This window comes from Paenibacillus nanchangensis (assembly GCF_046543445.1).
Taxonomy (GTDB): domain Bacteria; phylum Bacillota; class Bacilli; order Paenibacillales; family Paenibacillaceae; genus Paenibacillus_AQ; species Paenibacillus_AQ nanchangensis.
Map to the genome: position 1 here is coordinate 57,776 of NZ_JBHOFD010000001.1, position 18,390 is coordinate 76,165.

The 18,390-nt window shown below is 55.0% G+C and carries 17 protein-coding genes; 8 read left to right on the forward strand and 9 right to left on the reverse strand.

Going from position 1 to position 18,390, the window contains the following annotated elements; genetic code table 11:
- Positions 1 to 142 precede the first annotated feature (142 nt).
- Positions 143 to 658 (forward strand): ADP-heptose synthase, encoded by a 516-nt coding sequence (locus ACE6ED_RS00265; RefSeq protein WP_410824946.1) that lies wholly within the window; start codon positions 143 to 145, stop codon positions 656 to 658.
- A 794-nt stretch (positions 659 to 1,452) separates the two neighbouring features.
- Here the strand turns inward: ACE6ED_RS00265 and ACE6ED_RS00270 are convergent.
- On the reverse strand, positions 1,453 to 1,758 hold the full coding sequence (locus ACE6ED_RS00270) for a HesB/YadR/YfhF family protein (RefSeq protein ID WP_410824947.1): 306 nt from the start codon (positions 1,756 to 1,758) through the stop codon (positions 1,453 to 1,455).
- Between the two features lie 499 nt (positions 1,759 to 2,257).
- Here ACE6ED_RS00270 and ACE6ED_RS00275 point away from each other — a divergent pair, with 499 nt between their 5' ends.
- Together ACE6ED_RS00275 and ACE6ED_RS00280 are read left to right on the forward strand one after the other, a co-directional pair.
- Positions 2,258 to 4,006, forward strand: a complete 1,749-nt coding sequence (locus tag ACE6ED_RS00275; protein ID WP_410824948.1) for an ABC transporter ATP-binding protein — start codon at positions 2,258 to 2,260, stop codon at positions 4,004 to 4,006.
- A gap of 125 nt (positions 4,007 to 4,131) precedes the next feature.
- Entirely contained in the window at positions 4,132 to 6,216 is a 2,085-nt protein-coding gene (locus ACE6ED_RS00280; RefSeq protein WP_410824949.1) for an ABC transporter ATP-binding protein, read from the forward strand.
- A 53-nt stretch (positions 6,217 to 6,269) separates the two neighbouring features.
- Here the strand turns inward: ACE6ED_RS00280 and ACE6ED_RS00285 are convergent, their stop codons facing one another.
- The 6 genes from ACE6ED_RS00285 to ACE6ED_RS00310 form a co-directional block, all read right to left on the reverse strand.
- Positions 6,270 to 6,869, reverse strand: a complete 600-nt coding sequence (locus tag ACE6ED_RS00285; protein ID WP_410824950.1) for a hypothetical protein — start codon at positions 6,867 to 6,869, stop codon at positions 6,270 to 6,272.
- Between the two features lie 39 nt (positions 6,870 to 6,908).
- Positions 6,909 to 7,625, reverse strand: coding sequence for a hypothetical protein (locus ACE6ED_RS00290; protein ID WP_410824951.1), 717 nt, complete (start codon positions 7,623 to 7,625; stop codon positions 6,909 to 6,911).
- On the reverse strand, positions 7,622 to 8,692 hold the full coding sequence (locus ACE6ED_RS00295) for an ATP-binding cassette domain-containing protein (protein ID WP_410824952.1): 1,071 nt from the start codon (positions 8,690 to 8,692) through the stop codon (positions 7,622 to 7,624). The genes ACE6ED_RS00290 and ACE6ED_RS00295 overlap by 4 nt, the downstream gene beginning before the upstream one ends.
- A complete protein-coding gene (locus ACE6ED_RS00300; protein WP_410825179.1) occupies positions 8,689 to 9,144 on the reverse strand; it encodes a GNAT family N-acetyltransferase in 456 nt (151 codons plus the stop codon). Before ACE6ED_RS00300 ends, ACE6ED_RS00295 begins: the two co-directional genes overlap by 4 nt.
- 861 nt (positions 9,145 to 10,005) lie before the next feature.
- Complete coding sequence (locus ACE6ED_RS00305) at positions 10,006 to 10,353, reverse strand: four-helix bundle copper-binding protein (protein ID WP_410824953.1); 348 nt, start codon at positions 10,351 to 10,353, stop codon at positions 10,006 to 10,008.
- Positions 10,354 to 10,660: 307 nt separating this feature from the next.
- Entirely contained in the window at positions 10,661 to 11,671 is a 1,011-nt protein-coding gene (locus ACE6ED_RS00310; RefSeq protein WP_410824954.1) for a CobW family GTP-binding protein, read from the reverse strand.
- Between the two features lie 384 nt (positions 11,672 to 12,055).
- Here ACE6ED_RS00310 and ACE6ED_RS00315 point away from each other — a divergent pair, with 384 nt between their 5' ends.
- The 5 genes from ACE6ED_RS00315 to ACE6ED_RS00335 all read left to right on the forward strand — a co-directional run bounded on the left by ACE6ED_RS00315 (position 12,056) and on the right by ACE6ED_RS00335 (position 16,501).
- Positions 12,056 to 12,571, forward strand: coding sequence for a MogA/MoaB family molybdenum cofactor biosynthesis protein (locus ACE6ED_RS00315; RefSeq protein ID WP_410824955.1), 516 nt, complete (start codon positions 12,056 to 12,058; stop codon positions 12,569 to 12,571).
- Between the two features lie 169 nt (positions 12,572 to 12,740).
- Positions 12,741 to 13,778 (forward strand): ArsR/SmtB family transcription factor, encoded by a 1,038-nt coding sequence (locus ACE6ED_RS00320; RefSeq protein ID WP_410824956.1) that lies wholly within the window; start codon positions 12,741 to 12,743, stop codon positions 13,776 to 13,778.
- A gap of 56 nt (positions 13,779 to 13,834) precedes the next feature.
- Positions 13,835 to 14,632, forward strand: coding sequence for an ABC transporter permease (locus tag ACE6ED_RS00325; protein WP_410824957.1), 798 nt, complete (start codon positions 13,835 to 13,837; stop codon positions 14,630 to 14,632).
- A 49-nt stretch (positions 14,633 to 14,681) separates the two neighbouring features.
- Positions 14,682 to 15,686: an ABC transporter ATP-binding protein gene (locus tag ACE6ED_RS00330; protein WP_410824958.1), complete on the forward strand. Its 1,005-nt coding sequence runs from the start codon at positions 14,682 to 14,684 to the stop codon at positions 15,684 to 15,686.
- Positions 15,683 to 16,501 (forward strand): ABC transporter permease, encoded by an 819-nt coding sequence (locus ACE6ED_RS00335; RefSeq protein WP_410824959.1) that lies wholly within the window; start codon positions 15,683 to 15,685, stop codon positions 16,499 to 16,501. Before ACE6ED_RS00330 ends, ACE6ED_RS00335 begins: the two co-directional genes overlap by 4 nt.
- A gap of 153 nt (positions 16,502 to 16,654) precedes the next feature.
- Here ACE6ED_RS00335 and ACE6ED_RS00340 read toward each other — a convergent pair whose 3' ends face one another.
- Together ACE6ED_RS00340 and ACE6ED_RS00345 are read right to left on the reverse strand one after the other, a co-directional pair.
- Positions 16,655 to 17,140, reverse strand: a complete 486-nt coding sequence (locus ACE6ED_RS00340; RefSeq protein ID WP_410824960.1) for a DUF2538 family protein — start codon at positions 17,138 to 17,140, stop codon at positions 16,655 to 16,657.
- Positions 17,141 to 17,380: 240 nt separating this feature from the next.
- Positions 17,381 to 18,379 (reverse strand): acrylyl-CoA reductase family protein, encoded by a 999-nt coding sequence (locus tag ACE6ED_RS00345; protein ID WP_410824961.1) that lies wholly within the window; start codon positions 18,377 to 18,379, stop codon positions 17,381 to 17,383.
- Positions 18,380 to 18,390: the final 11 nt, after the last annotated feature.

An 18,390-nucleotide genomic window follows, 5' to 3' on the forward strand; every position in this document is an offset into this window, starting at 1 on the left:
CCTTTCCGGCCGGAAGTCCAGATCCGGCTCCTCCGTATGCGGCTGGCCGGTTGTCCGGTTGACTTTTACCGCGTACAGTGTTTTTATATTTTTAAGTCCCTTTTGGACGAAGGAAGTTCGTCAACAGTAATGGAGGATAACGATGTCTAGACAATTTGTAACGGAAGCGGTCATGATGGCGATATACGGACAGCTTCTCGTGCCTCAGCGGCCTGTAGAATATATAGTGCCTTATACCACCGTACTGGAGCTGTACGAACTGCGGGAACAGGACGAACCGCTGATGAACCGTCCGGACGACGACAAACATGTCAAAGCCAAGATCAGCGAGCTGATCGCATATTTCGAAGAGCCGCTGAACAAAAAGAAAATTAACCGCTGTCTGCAGATTCCGTGGTCCAAAAGCCCGGCGATTCTGCTGGGCGGCATGGCGCAGATCACCGTACTCAACAGTGTGGATACGGCGCCCTACGGGGAGCTGTTTGATCCGATCGAAAGCGAGCTCCTGCTTGCTTCGCAGCGGGAGAATGCGCCGATTTTGACCGACCAGTTCGAACTGATTCAGCGCATTATCGAAGGCGGCGTTCCCGTCCAGGTTTATGATATCGACGATTTCGACTATGCCATGGAGGAAGAATCCTTCCGGAGTTCGCCTTAACTTAGGTGTGACAAGCGGGTTACGGCCGCGGCTGCGATGGGTTACGGCCGCGGCTGCGATAGTGTTTCCATAAGCACAAAAGGATGCAGAACGGTCCCTCTATCATAACAGGCTTGGCATAACAGGCTTGGCTGCATAACAGGCTTGGCTGACTTCGTCTGCTGTCCAAGTTGCCCAAGCCCGTTTTGCGTAAAATTTCCGCCCACATCTGTAGGTTCTCGAACAAAAGGGCACATTGTCACGCGGGGTGTCCAATCGGCATTTTTGTGCTATTTTACGTACAAAACAGGTCCCTCGAGGCGCCAGACCGGCATTTTTGTACGTTTTTTCGTACAACCGGAAACCAAGCGGGAACGGGAGCTCCCTTTTTATCTTACTTATTCAATAAACCGTCTATGTCCACAGAAACAGCCGAACCTGGTGAGGGTCTTCCCTTTTCAATTCGGTTTTTCTGTATTTGATCGGTTACTTACCTTCTGTGCCTGATACCCAAGTTCTGTATCAGTTCCCCGCGTTCTGTCCGGTTACCCACGTTTTGTATCGGTTCCCCGCGTTCTGTACCGGATACCCAAGGTTTGTTTAGTTTCCCTGAGTGTTGAAGGCTGTCTCACTAAGTTTCCCCTCTTAGTGGACAGCCTCTTTGTTTGCCTGCTTAATGTTTTTATATGCTTCAGGTTTGTCCTGCTTCAGGTTTGTCTGCTCCAGGTTTGTCTGCTTCAGGTTTCGCTGTCCCCGCCCTGACTGCATGCGCCCTGCATCCGGCCGGCATTCGTCGCTTCCCCGCAGCGTCTGCTTTAGGTGGACGCGGTCTCCGCTTCGTACCGGTATTCTATATCGTCTTCGTCCGCCGAATACAGCACCGACAGCCGATATCCCTCCAAATACCACAAATCATGTTCTTCCATATAGAACGCAAGACCGCCGCTTTCGATGCGGAGTCCCGGTCTGCCCGGCTGTTCCGCCGATACGCCCAGCGAGAACCCCGGATGCAGGCCTCCGCCCGAGCTGTAACGCGGATAGAGACGGACGGCTTCGCCTGCCTTCAAATCCAGCTCCCGCCGGAACCACTCCGCAGCTTCTTGTTGTACCTCAAGCTTCATGTGCTCCCCCTCCTTCTTCATGCTGTGAATATACTCTATCATACTGAAAAACCGCATGTAATCCAAATGCTTGCCCTCTTGCCGTCCGGTTTGATTTCGAAATATTTACAATTTTTCATTTGACAATGCCTGAAACACGGTGATACACTCTTGACAGAGCGAAGGGGATTTCAAAAAATTAACAAGAAAGGGGTACGCTTCGATGTTTGTAAATCTCATTACCATTCAAATGGACCGGTTCGGCGGTAATTTACAACATCATATCGAAGCAGCCCTGCTGGATCACCTTTCTTGAACCGGATTTGCAATCATTCCGGTTGCAGAGAGGCTTCCTTGACCGCACGCGGCTGCTCCAAGCCGTGCGCATGATAAGTCGTAGATATTCTAAGGCATATCGTCCGTTGTCGGATGATATGCCTTTTTTGGTCTAAATCCGGCATATCCTACTTCATTCCCAGCACTGCCGACGTTATTATTTTCCGAAAGGAAGGGATGCAACTTGTTTTCTGTACTCAAAAATCTGGGCTGGTTCTTCAGCCGCGAACGGAAACGCTATCTCATCGGCATGACCATGCTGATCGTGGTTGGCGTCCTTGAACTGGGCCCGCCGCGGCTCTTGGGCAACGCGATTGATGAAATCGTGCGCGGTTCGGTCACTTCGGCTTCACTGATCCGCTATATTTTGCTGATTATTCTGCTGCTTGCCGTTATCTACTGGATCACTTACATATGGATGCATAAGCTGTTCGGCGGATCGAACCTGGTGGAACGGCTGCTGCGTTCCCGCTTCATGAATCACCTGATGGTGATGACGCCGTCGTTCTTCGAGCGCAACCGCACCGGTGACCTGATGGCCCGGGCGACCAATGACATCCGGTCCGTTGCCGCAACCGTCGGATTCGGCATGCTGACGCTGGTCGATTCGACCGCCTACCTGACCGTGGTGCTGCTGGCAATGGGCGTCTTGGTCAGCTGGAAGCTGACGCTTGCCGCCGTGCTTCCGCTGCCGCTTATCGCTATCGCGATGGCGTTTTACGGCAAAGCCATTCACGACCGGTACACACTGGCGCAGGATGCGTTCGGCGACATGAACGACCAGGTGCTGGAGTCGGTCTCAGGTGTCCGGGTTATCCGGGCGTATGTCCAGGAGCGGCACGACGAGCAGCGGTTTGCCGATGTCACCGAAGACGTCTACCGCAAAAATCTCGCCGTCGCCAAGGTCGACGCCTTTTTCGAACCCACCATCCGCTTCTGCGTCGGGCTTAGCTATATTATCGGCCTGACCTACGGGATTTTTCTTGTGTTCCGGAATCAGATCACACTTGGCGATCTTGTCTCGTTTAATATGTATCTCGGCATGATGATCTGGCCGATGTTCGCGATCGGCGAGCTGATCAATATTATGCAGCGCGGCGGCGCGTCGCTGGAACGGATCGACGAAACGCTGAACGTCAACCCGGATGTGGCCGACGTGGCCCAGCCTGCCGATGTAAAGACACCAGAAACGATCGAATTCCGCGACGTCACGTTCCGCTACCCCTCCTCCACGGTGGATAATTTGACGGGTGTTAACCTGACACTGAAACGCGGGGAAACGCTTGGCGTCGTCGGACGGACCGGCAGCGGCAAATCCACCTTGCTGAAGCAGCTCCTGCACGAATACCCGATGGGCACCGGCGAGACTCTCATTTCCGGGGTACCGATCCCGAATATCGCTTTGGACCGGCTGCACTCGTGGATGGGTTACGTGCCGCAGGAACAAATTTTGTTCTCCAAAACCGTCCGCGAAAACATCCAGTTTGGCCGCGCGGGTGCGGATGATGAGACCATATTGGACGCCATCGACGCCGCAGCATTCAAAGAAGACCTGACGACACTTTCAGACGGACTCGATACGCTGGTCGGTGAACGCGGCGTCTCGCTTTCGGGCGGGCAGAAACAGCGCGTGTCCCTGGCCCGAGCTTTTATCTCCGATCCGGAGATTCTGATCCTCGACGATGCCTTGTCGGCGGTTGATGCGCGGACGGAAACCCGGATTATTGAGAACATCCGCGCCCGCCGCTCCGGCAAAACGACCTTGATCGCCACCCACCGGCTGTCCGCCGTGGAGCATGCGGACCAAATTGTCGTTCTGGATGACGGCCGCATCACCGAACGCGGCACGCATCAGGAGCTTTTAGCCCAAGGCGGATGGTACAAAGAGCAGTATGAACGCCAACAGGTAGAAAACAATTTGACCGGTGAATAAATTCCGTCTATAGATCCAGCCGGACTGCATTTATATTGATATCATCAACTTGACATCATTTTGTATATATGATGGGACTTTCCCGTTATCCTTCAAAGCGGTTCAGAATCAAGGAGGTGTCCATTTTGACACAAAGTACAGGCAAACGCCTGCTGCAATATGCATTAACCGCCAAAAAAACGTTTATTCTGGCGCTGCTGCTGCTGTCCATCGGGGTAGCGGCGGAGCTGGCCGGACCGTTTATCGCCCGGAGCATGATCGACGATCATATGCTGGCGATCGAACGGCCGTATTATCAGACCGCAAGCGCCGATCAGGCGGCCGAATATCAAGGAACCTATTACAAACGCGCCGACCGGTTTACCCCGGACGAAACCAAAGGCGGCGAGATCCGCATCCTTCAGGCGGGACGGAGCTTCTATTTTATTGGTGAACCTGTTGCCTCGACCGAAGGCGAACGTACGTATGCGGACGGACAGCTGACAATAGCAGGATCTTCCGGTACAGCCGTCTACCCTGCTGCCAAATTGTCTGCGGATGAGCTGTTTGCTTTTTATAAACCGGAGCTGCCCGGAATTTATGAGCTGGTGGGGCTGTATGCGCTGTTCCTGGTCATCTCGATCATCGCGGAATTCGGCAAAACCTATTGGCTCCAGTCTTCCGCGAATCAGGTCATCCGCAAGCTGAGAATGGACGTATACGGCCAAATCCAGCGGCTTCCGGTGCATTTTTTCGATAACCTGCCGGCGGGCAAAGTCGTCTCCCGTGTCACCAACGACACGGAAGCGATCAAAGATTTGTTTATCGCAGTGCTGGCCAACTTCAGTTCAGGGATCATCAACATTGTTGGCGTATATATCGCTTTGTTCCTGCTGGATTTCCGGCTGGGACTTGTCAGCCTGTTTATTCTGCCGGTGCTCGTGCTGTGGATTGTTTTGTACCGCAAAATCGCCACCAAATACAATACGATTATCCGCTCCCGGCTCAGTGAGCTGAATGCCATCATCAATGAGTCGATTCAGGGGATGTCGATCATCCGGATTTTCCGGAAGCAGAAGCAGCGTTCGGAGGAGTTCGAGCGGCTGAACGAAGATTATCTGACCTATCAGAACAAAATGCTTAACCTGAACTCGTTCACCTCCCACAACCTGGTTAACGTGCTGCGGAATGCAGCTTTTGTCCTTGTGCTGTGGTATTTCGGGTTCGGTACACTTGGCGGCTCCACCGCGATCTCCCTCGGCGTGCTGTACGCATTTGTCGATGTGCTCGGCCGGATGTTCCAGCCGATTACCGGCATGGTGAACCAGCTGGCCAACCTTGATACGTCGATGGTTTCCGCTTCCCGCGTCTTCAAGCTGATGGACGAAACGGGTGAAGACGTAACCGATGGATCGATGGAACGCTATAAAGGGGAAGTTGTTTTCCGCGACGTCACGTTTGCATACAAAAAAGACCCGGTGCTGCGCAATATTTCGTTTGAAGCCCGTCAGGGCCAGACGGTCGCGCTGGTCGGCCACACCGGTTCAGGCAAAAGCTCCATCATCAACCTGCTGTTCCGTTTCTACGACCCGCAGTCGGGTTCGATTACGATCGACGGCCGTGAAGTGACCAGCATTCCGAAGCAGTGGATCCGCAGCCACATGGGGATTGTGCTTCAGGACCCTTATCTGTTCACAGGCACGATTTTGTCCAATGTAACCCTTGGAGACAAACGGATTTCCAGAGAACGGGCCGAACGGGCACTGCGCGAGGTCGGAGCCGACCGCCTGCTGGCGAATCTGCCCCAAGGCTTTGACGAGCCGGTCATCGAAAAAGGCAGCACGCTGTCGGCGGGCCAGCGGCAGCTGATTTCTTTTGCCAGGGCGCTGGCGTTTGATCCCGCCATTCTGATTCTGGACGAAGCCACCTCCAATATTGATACGGAGACCGAAAGCCTGATTCAAAATGCGCTGGAGGTGCTCAAAAAGGGGCGGACCACGTTCATTATCGCCCACCGTCTGTCCACCATCCGCAGCGCGGATCAGATTCTGGTTCTCCACCGCGGCGAAATCGTCGAACGCGGCTCCCACGACGAACTGATGGCGCTCGGCGGACGGTATTTCCGGATGTACCAGCTGCAGACAGGCGCCGCTTCCCCGGGAAGCTCGCAGACACAGCCCGCACAGGCCCATACCGCCGGCGGACTCCAGCCGGTACTGGACAAAGAGTAGACGTGCCGCGCCACTTCCTGTTTGTTCGCAAAAAAAACCATGAAGCTTCGGCTTCATGGTTTTTTATTTTTGCTGCCTGCAGATTTTTTGTTGGACACAGGTCCTGTAAAAGCTGCCGGACGGAACGCCTCTTCCATAGAAGACAAGCTGCCTTCCGCGCCCGGCCAACCCTGGCCTAATCCGAGGGATGGTGCGGCCACAAGCGGAGACCGGCTGCCCTCCTCCGACCCAAGCTGCAGGTACAGGTCGTTGCAGTACCGCTGCAGCTTGGCTTCCATTGCGGCCGCTTTGTTTTTGAAACGCTTGAGTTCGCGGATCATTGCCGCCCGCCCGGCCGGAGTAAATGTGTCATAAATCCGTTCCTTAAAATAGTCATGTACGATGTGATTACGCTGCTTCCAGAGCCGCTGCAGCTCACGCCCCTCGTCTTCCGACAGCGGGTAATAATGCTCCAGTTCTTTGACCAGCTGGCCAAAGGAGTTGCCGAGCTTCCGCTGATACAGTTCCTCAATTTCGGATTCGTCCGGCAAATCTCCATCCGACAGACGGGCAAGCACCAGCAGATTGGTCAGCTGCTGCTCCAGCGCCTGGGAATAATAGACGGCAAGGCCGAAGTAGGCGAATAGTTCTTTGGATTGTTCATTATCAGGCATCGCTTTCTCCTTCCTGTGTTCCCTGCCGCCCCGGCGGTTTTATCTTCTTGCAATGTCTCTTTTCCCGGCAGCCCATAGATAGACTGTGATCAAAACACCGGAGTAAAAAAGAGTATAGCCAAACACCCCGGCAGCCTTTGCCGTGCCTGGCATGTCATCGCGCATAAATAATTCCATCACGCTTGCTGCGGGCGGCAGCAGCAGACGGAGGCCGCGAATGGACTCTGGCAGCTTATCGGCGATACCTGAGCCTCCAACGGACAGCACTACAACAATCAGGAACAGCCCCGTCGAATAACTGGTTTCCGGGATCCAGGCCGACTGCAGGTACAGCGACACAGCGATGCCAAGCAGTCCAAGCAGAAAATGCGCCGTCAGCGCAAAGCCGATTCGCGGCCAGCCTGCCGGTTCGCCGAAACTGCCGGTAACCAGCGGGTAGGCGACAATGCATAGGGCAAGTACGGCGGCGTACAGCACCAGCACAAACAATTCACCGGTATAATAACGTTTTGCGCTTCGCAGGTGTACGATGGTAATTTGCTTATGTACAGGATGACGGTGATTCAGGAAGCTAAGCCCGAGTGCCGCACAGCAGATGAACTGGATGACCGAAGTTGCACCATAACTGTTCATCACCGGATTCGGCTTATATGAGTAAAACAGCGCCATGGCAATCATTAACCCGGCCAGCGGACCAAAATAACGGCGGGACCGGGAATAGCTCTGCAGCAGATACTTGATCAGGGGGACGCTCACTCTTTCCGCTCCTCCTTTCTTCCGGCGAATGCAGTTTGCAGGTCCGGCTTCGGGAATGCTGCTTCGCCCCCAACGCGGACGAGCGACTCCACCGATCCGCCGCCTGCCAGAATGCGCCGCAAAACCTCATCGGACCGGTCAGCCGCGGCGTGGAGGGTGATCAGCCCGGCTTCCGTCTCATTTCCAGGCGGCTCGGCGGTCCGGACACCTTCCAGCTCCAGCACCTGTTCCAGCGTCTGACCCGTTAAATTGGAGCAGCGGATTACCGCATCCTGTTTGGCGGCCGTCTGACGCTCTATGCTGAATGAAGCGGCCGGGGTTCCTGGGGTTCCTGGGGTTCCTGGGGTTCCTGGGGTTCCTGGGGTTCCTGGGGTTCCTGGGGCTCCTGGGGTTCCCGAGGGTCCCGGCGGGGTTACCGGGGTTACCCGGAGCTGCCCAGCCTGCAAGCTCAGCACTTGATCCGCCAAAGGCTGAATCCACTGCGGATCATGAATGATGTATACCATCGCCGTCCCTTGTTTTTTTCTCTCTTGAAGCAGAACCAGCAGTGTATCTTTGGCAGCGGGGTCCAGTCCGGACATCGGTTCATCCAGCAGCAGCAGCTCCGGCTCAGACAACAGGCACTGAATCAGATTGATTTTTTGCAGCTGGCCTTTGGAAAAGCTCTTCATCGGGCGCGTGCGAAGCGTCTCCATTTGAAAAACGGCGTACAACCGGTCAAGCGATGCGGCAAACGTATTGCCGGAGTGACCGTGAAGCTTCCCGAGTCCGGTCAAATATTCATCCGGAGTCAGCCGGGAAGCGGGAAAACGGTCCGGAGCATAACCGATACGTAGTCCGGGTTGCAGCAGCCTCCGCTGTCCGCTTGTCGGACGGGACAAGCCCGCTAGCAGAGTCAGCAGCGTGCTTTTGCCGGAGCCGTTGGGTCCCAGAAGGGCAAGCGCCTGACCTGCCTCCAGCTTCAAAGTAATTCCGGTCAACACCTCGCGGCGCTGATACACTTTACCGGCTTGAATCAGTTCAAGCAGACCATGCTGCTCGTTTGCGTTTGCGTTAGCGTTGTTCATAATATACGTGTCATAAAAATGCTGTAAGGGTCCTCTGCATAATCGCCAAAAGGCCCGCATTCTTCAAATCCGTGCGCGGCGTACAGCTTTCTTGCCGGAGCGAAAGCTTCCATAGAGCCTGTCTCCAAACTAAGCCGCCGGTATCCCCGGTTTGCCGCTTCTTCAAGGATATGGGACATCAGGCGTACAGCCACTCCTTTGCGCAGATGGGCGCTTGCCGTCCGCATCGATTTGATTTCACCGTGCCCGGGATCAAGCTCCTTAAGTGCCCCGCAGCCCAGCAGCTCTTCACCGTCCCATACGCTCCAGAACGTCACATCGGGCTGCTTTAGTCGCTCCAATCCTAGGGCATGTACACTCTCAGGCGGCGAATGCTCGGCCATTCCCTGCAGATGTTCCCCGATCAGCCGGGCCACCTGGGGGCCGCTTAAGTCGTCGATTCGAATCTCCATATCCATCACTCGCATTCTCTCTATAGTTTATTTCAAGTATACGAGGATTCCAGGCCCCGCTCAATATACTTTCACAGGGCAGCTGCCTTCAGAGTATGTTAGGTTAAGAAAGTCGAGGTTGATTTTATCGATTGCCGAACGATTGAGCGAAATACGAGTTCATGTTCGGGATTACACCAACTTCTACAACTAAGAAGATACCAGTAGATATTAAAGAAGATGACCCCCGATGAATCAGAGGTCACCTACTTGCCAGTTGAGCCTAGGATTCTTTGTTTAATCGTCTGCAATCCGAGTCACTGTTCTGGTTCAGTCGGTTACACTACAGCTCTCTAAATTCATTGGCCGTGTCTTCTTGCATATTTGGACAAGCATTCACGTGCTCTCTCCCCCAATATATCCCTGAATAAACGGAGTCAAAATGAACGCACAAAAAAAGAGCCCAGTTTATAACCGGACTCCCTTACGGTCGCTTCGATCCAAATGCCGCTCAATATCTGAAAAGGCTTACTGCAAAGCCACTGTGTCATGATTTTCTCTCATGCGCTTTTTTCCGTCTCTCATGATCGATCCAATATCGTGCTGAGACAACGCTGAAGGCTGAACAATTAAACCTTCCAAGGGGTGACTGCTTCTTACTCCTAGCGACAGCCTAACGCCATGGGGATTGTTCCAGCTTTTACGCATTGTGATCATCTCCTTGTATATGCCCCTCCATCATTCCCCATCAATTCGCAATCTTACTACCATTCTACACCTAACACCTCAATGATCATAGAAGATAAGGAGTAACCGCAAAAGACGCAAAAAAAACCGGCGGAGCTGGTGCCATCCGCCGGTTTATTTTTGTTCAGATAAGGATCAGGCGTAAACCGCAACCGCTTCGTACACGGCCCGGCAGGCTTCTGCTGCCCGCCGGCAGGCGCTCACGCAATCCTGGCAGTGGGTATGTACATGCTTGCCGCATTCTTCCGCACAGGCTTCACAAATTTTGGCGCACAGCTTGCAAATTTCGGCTACAAACGGACTGTGGCGGGTCATGGCTTGCACGGCAAACGCGCAGATGTCCGCGCACTCGCGGTCGAGTTGAATGCACTCGCGCAGCGATTCAATCTCATACTGCTTCAGATTGCTGACGTAGCTATAGTTACATGCGTTCATGCACTCCACGCAAGCTTCGATACAGTCTTGATATAACATCCGGTTCATGGGTATAACCTCCTAGTTGGTAATGGGTTATGCCTATGTATTAACCTGGCTGTTTGCCGCCGAACCATTTCCCGCACAGATGTTTAACTCCATGAAATGATGGGTAAATAGTACGCATTTACGTCTGTTAGAGGAGAGGAACCGGGGCGGAGAGGCGGCAAACAGGGTGGCCTGTTTCCCTTTTTCTCCTTTCACCCGCTGCCTTGCGCAGCAGGCTTCTCCTCATGCAAAACTCCTGATTCAGACAGGCCTGCCGGGAGAACCGCTGCAGGGTTTATGTTCCAGCCCTTTGCCAAGACACACAAATTCACAGCCCTCTGCGTACCTTGCCCGGGAGCGCGCTTGCTCCTTTTTCCAGGCGAAGAAGCTGTGTCCGCAGCTTTTCCCTGGAGAACTGTTCGCCGATAAACACCGCTACGTCAGGGACGTCGCCCTGCGGCGTAATTTTCATAAAATCCGTTTCCCGGTACGCATATTGGAACAGAAACCGTCCTGTCGTATCGCTGAAGCTGACAATTCCTTTTGCACGGTAAACGTCTCTCGGGAGATCTTTGATCAAGGCTTCAAAGCTTTCGCTATTCACCGGCCCGCTAAAATAATGGGTGTAAGCCATCACATGGTCATGGAGAGGGTTCGCGTCCGTCTCTCCTTCACCATCGGCGGCCTGGTCATGCGGCTCGGCTGTCTGCTCCCAGTCCGCTCCGCCGCCTTCGGACAGGCTCAGCACTTCCGCCGGATCGGCGGCGCAGTACTCCGTAAACCGTACGGGCGCGGCGCCATTCCATTTTTCCAAAATCGACCGCACTTCCTCCGCTTCCTCCGGACTGATGCGGTCGGTTTTGTTCATCAGCAGCACCGATGCGCAGCGGATTTGCTCCTGCATCAGCCGGTAGGTTGCCCCTTTCTGCGCGCGGTGCAGCTCCAGAAGATGGGCTGCATCCACAACGGTAATCAGCCCTTTCAGCTCTACCTTGAGATACAGCGAAACTTCCGTTACGCCGTCAACGACCTCCAGCGGATTGGCGGCTCCCGTCGCCTCGATAATGACGACATCAGGCTGCTCCTGTTTGATCAGGGTCGCAAGCTCTGTGCTGAGATCGCCGCGGATCGAGCAGCAGATGCAGCCGCCCAGCAGTTCCGCCATCGGAACGGTGGACCCGACGATCTGGCCGTCCAAATTCACTTCACCCAGTTCGTTCATCACTACCGCTGGTTTTTTGCCTTCCTGCTTAAAATGCTCCAGCAGCTGCCCCAGCAGCGTCGTTTTGCCGCTGCCGAGGAATCCGGATAAGATGTATACGGGCACGGCTTCTTTCATGTTCGTTGCACACTCCTTGTCCTGCAAGTAATGTGACGAGTGTACTACAGCGGCGCGGTGTTGGCAACTTGGGACCCGTGTGGCGGATCAGAGGCAGCGGAAGGTTTGAAAACAGAGGCAGCGGTGCGCTCGGAAACAGAAGCAGCCGCGCGCTCGGAAACAGGCAGCGGCGCGACCAGAGGCGGCCGGTTTTTTTTACAGGTACAAATAGATCATTTTTACGGCAAAACCGTCCCGGACCGCGATCTTCTTTGCTCCCCGCAAGCATCAGCGCTATACTTGTCCTAAGATATGTGCGGTTGCTGAAACATCATATGGAGTTACCAACCCACCCCTGCGGGTTCAGAGCAACCCTTTTTACTAAGAAGTAAGGAGCTGATAGTTATGAAATCCGTCGATCAACACCGGAGTGAAGCGCCCGCTTCCGTCTCCTGCTATATCATCACTGTTTCGGATACCCGTACACCAGACACGGACAAAGGCGGAGCGCTGATCCGCGAGCTGCTGGAGCAAGCAGGCCATACTGTTTCCGGCTATTCAATCGTCAAAGATCATTTCGAACAGATCCGTGAGCTCGTCTACCACTGTGCGGCCCAGGCGGAAACCGATGTTATTCTTCTCACCGGAGGCACGGGAATCTCGCCGAGAGATACAACGTTTGAAGCGGTCTCGTCCCTCCTTGACAAAACTTTGCCTGGCTTCGGCGAGCTGTTCCGCTATCTCAGCTACACGGAAGATATCGGACCTGCCGCCATGCTCAGCCGGGCAATTGCGGGTACGGTCAGCGGCACCGCTGTGTTTTCCATGCCCGGGTCGGCCGGTGCCGTCCGTTTGGCGATGGAGCGTCTCATTGTGCCCGAGCTTGGCCATGTCATGCGGGAAATCCGCAAAAAAGAATAAATGGAGCATCCGTCTCGACCAGTCAACAACCGTCCTATAACCGTCCTGAATCCCGGGACGGTTATTTGTTTTTCCCGCTTGACAGGATCATTACCCTGCTCTATAATTTTGAACACTTTTCGCGAAAGTGGTTTTTGATTAACTATTTGGTTAATCGGAAAGGAACGATATGAGCTCAGTCAAACCTTTATCCCAGCGCATCCACACTGTGGTCAGCCCGTTTCACGAGCTTCTCTGCAGCGTACACGTACTGAACCAGCCCGACCATCATCCCCGCCGTATAAACTGGTCGCGGGCGCTCCGCCCCGAGCTGCCGGGCAGCCTGCTGGATGCCATTTTTGATATCGGCAAACTTGCCGACGGATGGACGACGCTGCTGGATCTTCCCCGGGAGCATCCCGGTCCGCAGACCTGCGAGGCTGGCATCCGCGGGCTGCGGCGCCTGCCCGACGCCGAGCTGGTCTGGCTGCTCACAGGCAAAATCCATCCGCTTGATCAAGTCATCGGCTGGCTGCAGGGCAAGGACCCGGACGGGATGAAGCTGGCCTTCGCCGCTGCGGGCGGCAGCTGGCTCCACCGGATTGGAGCCGTGCGGAAGCAGCTTACGGACGTGCTTGAGGCGTGCTGCACCTTTTATTTTTCAAGAGAGTGGGACTATTTGGAGCCCTGGATGAACAAAGCAGCCGCCGAATATGAGGAGCTTGCGGCCAAGGGAGCTGAACAGGCGCTGCGGACGCTTCATCCCCGGCTGGTGGTCGAAAACGGCGTGATCACGGCGCACAAAGCGGTCAGCTACAACTTTCCGCTGGACCAGCTTCAGGCCATTTACGTCTACCCTTCTGCGTTCATTTATCCCCATCTGCTGATCGACTGGAGTCCGGGCGCAATCAAACTGCCGCTGGACGTAAACGTGCCGGGCTGGGTGCCGGATGAAGAACCGCCGCGCGACCTGATGCTCCGCCTCAAGGCGATGTCGGACCCGACGCGGCTTAAGCTGATCAAGCTGCTGTGGAAGGAGCCGCACTGCACAAAACAGCTGGCGCCCGCTCTGGGAATTTCGGAAGCCGCGGTTTCCAAACATCTGAAGCTGCTGACGGAAGCGGGGCTGGCGGCGCCTGTCCGGCGGGGCAACTATTTATTTTACGCGGTCAATAAAAAAGAAGTGGACATGACGACGGTCCTGCAGCGGCAGTTTCTCGAGCAATAATCCGCTTAAACCGCGGCGGAACGTCAGATCACGGCCACAGGAAAGAAGGGTTTGTTATGTGGCAGACAGCCGTCGCTACGGCCGTCCGCAATCAAAAAGCTAATATGCGGGCCTATCCTTGGACATTTACATTTGGCCATATTATTGACGGCGTATATCTTGTGCTTGTGTCTTATTTTTCTTACGTGTATCTGATCCGGGGCGAGCTCGCAGGGAGCTTCCCGGCCTACGCCGGAACGGACGATTATCTGTCCTTTTCCATTGTCGGCGGCATGCTTCATCTATTGTCGGTCAGTATGATCATGAACGTCTCGCGTGCGGTGATCACCGAGTGGCGCGAAGGAACGCTGGAGAGCCTTCTGCTGACCCCTTCGGGCAGGGCCGGTTATTTTGCGGGTACGGCGCTTCAGCAGCTTTACCGCTGTGGTCTGGAGCTGATGGCAGTGCTGGCGGTTGGCCTTTGGGCCGGACTGCGTCTGAATGAAGCGGACTGGGGAGCGGCCGCGCTTGGGGCGCTGCTGTATTTGTGCTCCTGCTTTGCAATGGGGGTTGTGTTAGGCTGTATCATGCTGTATACACGAGATACGTTTTATGTGCAAAATACACTGTTCACGCTCACCTCCCTGCTGTGCGGATTCCAGTTTCCGCGTCAATATTTGCCCGAGCCTCTGCAGTGGGCAGCCGAAGTGCTGCCGATCACGGATTCGCTGCAGTTGCTCCGGTCCGGGCTGCTTACGGGCGCTCCCGTCCAGCCGGGACGGGCGGCCGCCATTATTGCCTTATGCGTGGTGTACGTGCTTGCCGGGCTGTTCCTGCACCGCCGAATCGAGCGGACCGTGTTTGAACGGTTTTGAAAAAAGAGAAGCTGCAGCCAAATAATGAAGTAAGGGACGGATGATCCGTATGATTTTAATGAACGAGGTTAGCAAAATTTACGAAACAAAAGAGCGCGCCGGCTGGCTGCGCCGCCAGACCAAGCAGGTTCAGGCCGTAACCGGACTGACGATGACCATTGAACCGGGTGAAATTGTTGGACTGCTGGGGCTAAACGGCGCGGGAAAAACCACCACCATCCGTATGCTGTCCACCCTGCTTGATCCGACCTTAGGCACCATCGAGGTGGACGGTCTGGCGATGAACCGTCACAGAAAAGAAATTCAGCGCAAAATCAACATGATTGCCGGGGGCGAACGAATGCTGTATTGGCGGCTGACCGGCCGCGAGAATCTGGAGTATTTCGGGAAGCTGTACGGACTCGATGCCCGCATCCTTAAGGACATCTCCAGCCGGCTTCTTACGGAAGTTGGACTTGGTGACGCCGCGGACCGTCCGGTCGAGCAGTATTCCAAAGGCATGAAGCAGCGGCTGCAGATTGCCCGGGGGCTGATTAACGATCCGGACTATCTGTTTTTGGATGAACCGACGCTAGGGCTTGATGCGCCGATTGCAAGGCAGCTCCGGTCCACGGTCGCTTCGCTGGCAAAGGAACAGGGCAAAGGCATTTTGCTGACCAGCCACTATTTACAGGAAGTGGAGGAGCTCTGCGACCGCGTTTACATCCTGGATCAAGGCCGGCTGCTGCTGCAGGACCGGCCGGAGCGGATCGTCAGCCGGATCGCGGGGGCGGAAACCGCTCACCTGGAGCTGGAAGGCTGGAATGAACTGCTGCGTCCTGAGCTGTTCCTGCTGTCCGGGCTGCGCGAAGACACGACGGAAATCCGCCGCGACGAAAACAGCAAGTCCGGGACGGCCTGCCGAATTTCAGTCCGCACGCCTTCCGCGGAACGGGTGATTTCCGAGCTGCTGCCTTGGGCGGACCGGCATGGCATGCGGATCGTTGGTTTTACGGCTGAAAAGCCGTCGCTGGAGGATGCCATCATTTTGCTCTCCGAAGGAAAAGCGTCATGAAGCCGGGAGCTTGGCTGACTTCACTCGGCGCGGAAATTCTGAAGCAGCACAGATCCAGAACCGCAGGTAAAGCCGTTTTCTTTTCGCTGCTGCTTTGGCCGGAGCTGGGTTTTGTAACCGCCTATTTCTCCATGCGTCCGTACCGGACTGGCGAAGGTTCGGTGCTGTCCAGGGTGATTCCGGACGGGAATATTCCGCTGTTCCTCCTGAGCGGTTATCTGGTGTTTCAGCTGTTCTGGACGGTCGTCCAGTCCGCCTGGCTGTTCGAGCGGGAACGCCGGGAAGGCACGCTGGAGCTTGTTTTTATGACGCCTTCATCCAAAACGGCGTTTCTGTTTGGAAGGTCGCTGTATTCGCTTCTGCATGGAATTTGGATGTTTGCGGTTTTTGCCGTGCTGACGTTTCTGTTTGTTGCGGACGTTACCCGGGTCCACTGGCTTGCACTGATTGGGGCGCTACTGCTCATTGTGGCGTCGGCTGCAGTCTGGGGCGCTCTGCTGAGCGCGCTCGCCTTGTTCTCGCGGGACGCCGGATTTCTGTATTACATTTTTCAAGCGCCAATGGAGCTGTTCGGCGGCGTCCGCGTGCCGCCGCAGGTATTTCCCGGCTGGGCCGCCGGATTGTCGCTGCTGTTTCCAGTGACGTACAGCTTGATCCTCGTGCGGGGCGCCCTCTACGGCTCTCTCGGAACCGGGTGGCGAAACGCCTGTCTGACGCTGCTGGTCTTCGACCTCGCGGTACTCGGCTTATCCTTTCTGCTGCTGCGCTATGCGGAACGCTACGCCCGGCGAAAAGGCAGCTGGACGATGTTCTAAGCGGAAACGGCGTGCGGCTTACGGGTGAAAATCAAAAACAACGCCTGCTTGCGGCGTTTCCGGTCCATCCGGAACGCTCGAAGCAGGCGTTGTTTTGCTTAACTCCAGCAATCAGTTAATCCATAGTGCCACTACATTCCTTATTCATTGAAGTTACATAATTTCAATCACAAATCGATCCCTGCGCAGTTCTAACGATTGTAAGAATAGCTTATACACTTCATCACCAGCATTCCCAAGCCAGCTACTCAAGTCAAAGTAATGATGACTACCCGTAAATAATTCAACTGTTGATCTGATCAACCCTCGATATGCATTAGAAAGTTGCCCGACGATTTCAGATTCAGGGTGATAACCATTTTCGTCGTAATCATCCTCTCCGATCCACTCGCCCCAGCACCATCCTATCGGCGTTTCAGACTCACTCCAATTTACTCTGTTATAAATTTCAGGGTGGGAAACAACGTAACAAGCAGCCGCATATTTTGGGTTTTTGTAAGCATTAAATCTATCTATTAGTTGAATGTAGTTTTCTCCGTGTTCCTTAGAAGCAAACCAAACGTTTCCCAACGTCATGCCCTTTTTTGTAGGTTGTCCAGTTTGTTCTTTTTCCGTTTTCATTTGATCTCCCATATCCATTCCTAACAATCTCCTATTTTAAGCTATCGTCAATTCGTTTGGACTATCGATGGTAGCTGGCGACAAGGTCAAAGATGGGAGCCAAAAAAGAAGGTCTTTTTGTGGCCTTTGTGACGTAAATGCAAATACGAACATTTACCTAGTCGGACGGGCTGCCCCCAAGCTTAACCGCTGTGCTAGTTAGACGGGCTACGCCTCGCTGAACCGCTGAGCTAGTCAGGCGGGCTGAAGACCGTCTGCTCAGCCCAGCTTCACAACATACCGTCCGACGGCTCCGCCCGCCAAAATCCGATCAAGCGCGGGGCGAAGCCCGTCCAGTCCAATCTCCTGAATGCCCGAAGACAACGCCTTTTCAGGCTTCCATTCCCCGGCCAGCTTGCTCCATACGCCAAGCCGCTTATCCATCGGACAATAAACCGAGTCGATCCCGATCAGCTGAACACCGCGCAGAATATAAGGGTAGACCGTCCCCTCGAATCCGCCGCCGCCGGTTAAGCCCGACAAAGCAATGGCTCTTCCGTATTTTACATATTTGGCCGTGTCCGCCGTACCCTGACCGCCAACCGGATCGATGACCGTGCTCCAGGTTTCCGCAGCAAGCGCTCCTCTTGCCGCCGGAGCAGCCTCCTCCCGGCCGATGACCTCGGCTGCGCCAAGCGATTTCAGCCACTCGCCCTGCTCGTCCTTTTTCCCGCTGCTGGCCGTCACGTGGAAGCCGAGCCGGCTTAGGATAGCGACCGCCATGCTGCCGACGCCTCCCGCCGCGCCGCGGACAAGGACCGGCCCATCCGCCGGCTCCGCACCAGCGTGCAGAACCGCCTGGACGGACAGCGCCGCGGTAAAACCGGCGGTACCAATCGCCATGGCGTCTCTGGCGTCAAGCCCGTCCGGCAGCGGCACCAGCCAATCGCCGTTCAGCCGGGCCAATCCGCTGTATCCGCCAAAATGCGATACACCCGTCTCGTAGCCGGTGCACAGCACCTTGTCCCCCGGCTGAAAGCGCGGGTGCGAGGAGTCGGCCACCGTTCCCGCTAAATCGATGCCCGGCACAAACGGGTAGCTGCGGACGATTTTTCCATTCTCCGTACTGGCCAATGCATCTTTATAGTTAATGCCGGAATACTCCACCCGAACGGTCACATCGCCGTCCATCAGCTGCTCCGTTGTCCACTGCTCTATGCCTGTACGGAACCCTTCGTCATCCTTCCGCACCACAAACGCTTCAAAAGTCTGTTCCATCCTTATCCGCT

Bases quoted from the DNA above. Each gene is read 5' to 3' on its own strand.
- ACE6ED_RS00265 (WP_410824946.1), top strand. From the start codon at position 143: ATGTCTAGACAATTTGTAACGGAAGCGGTCATGATGGCGATATACGGA.
- ACE6ED_RS00270 (WP_410824947.1), bottom strand. From the start codon at position 1,758: ATGAAGCTTGAGGTACAACAAGAAGCTGCGGAGTGGTTCCGGCGGGAG.
- ACE6ED_RS00285 (WP_410824950.1), bottom strand. From the start codon at position 6,869: ATGCCTGATAATGAACAATCCAAAGAACTATTCGCCTACTTCGGCCTT.
- ACE6ED_RS00295 (WP_410824952.1), bottom strand. From the start codon at position 8,692: ATGAACAACGCTAACGCAAACGCAAACGAGCAGCATGGTCTGCTTGAA.
- ACE6ED_RS00300 (WP_410825179.1), bottom strand. From the start codon at position 9,144: ATGGAGATTCGAATCGACGACTTAAGCGGCCCCCAGGTGGCCCGGCTG.
- ACE6ED_RS00305 (WP_410824953.1), bottom strand. From the start codon at position 10,353: ATGAACCGGATGTTATATCAAGACTGTATCGAAGCTTGCGTGGAGTGC.
- ACE6ED_RS00310 (WP_410824954.1), bottom strand. From the start codon at position 11,671: ATGAAAGAAGCCGTGCCCGTATACATCTTATCCGGATTCCTCGGCAGC.
- ACE6ED_RS00315 (WP_410824955.1), top strand. From the start codon at position 12,056: ATGAAATCCGTCGATCAACACCGGAGTGAAGCGCCCGCTTCCGTCTCC.
- ACE6ED_RS00320 (WP_410824956.1), top strand. From the start codon at position 12,741: ATGAGCTCAGTCAAACCTTTATCCCAGCGCATCCACACTGTGGTCAGC.
- ACE6ED_RS00325 (WP_410824957.1), top strand. From the start codon at position 13,835: ATGTGGCAGACAGCCGTCGCTACGGCCGTCCGCAATCAAAAAGCTAAT.
- ACE6ED_RS00330 (WP_410824958.1), top strand. From the start codon at position 14,682: ATGATTTTAATGAACGAGGTTAGCAAAATTTACGAAACAAAAGAGCGC.
- ACE6ED_RS00335 (WP_410824959.1), top strand. From the start codon at position 15,683: ATGAAGCCGGGAGCTTGGCTGACTTCACTCGGCGCGGAAATTCTGAAG.
- ACE6ED_RS00340 (WP_410824960.1), bottom strand. From the start codon at position 17,140: ATGGATATGGGAGATCAAATGAAAACGGAAAAAGAACAAACTGGACAA.
- ACE6ED_RS00345 (WP_410824961.1), bottom strand. From the start codon at position 18,379: ATGGAACAGACTTTTGAAGCGTTTGTGGTGCGGAAGGATGACGAAGGG.